This window comes from Shewanella electrica (assembly GCF_022321485.1).
GTDB lineage: Bacteria > Pseudomonadota > Gammaproteobacteria > Enterobacterales > Shewanellaceae > Shewanella > Shewanella electrica.
This window is the reverse complement of sequence record NZ_JAKOGG010000728.1, coordinates 1-239: the sequence shown is the minus strand read 5'-3', so window position 1 is coordinate 239 and position 239 is coordinate 1. Positions and strand designations below refer to the sequence as shown.

Here is a 239-nt window from a genome sequence, read left to right as displayed (position 1 = left end):
CACCGCCGGCGAGGTCTTCGTCTTCCCGCGCGGCCTCGTCCACTTCCAGCAGAACCGCGGCCACGGCCCCGCCGCCGTCATCGCCGCCTTCAACAGCCAGCTCCAGGGCACCCAGGCCATCGCCGCCACGCTCTTCGCCGCCGCGCCGCCCGTGCCGTCCGACGTCCTCGCCAAGGCCTTCCGCGTCGACGTCCCGCAGGTGGACGCCATCAAGGCCAAGTTCAAGTGATCGTAGCCGG

The 239-nt window shown here is 72.0% G+C and carries 1 protein-coding gene; it reads left to right on the top strand.

All coding sequences use genetic code 11. The features are described 5' to 3' along the window. Positions 1-229: cupin domain-containing protein (locus L9G74_RS24630; protein WP_238899019.1), on the top strand; the 229-nt coding region annotated here is incomplete at its 5' end. Positions 230-239 lie beyond the last annotated feature (10 nt).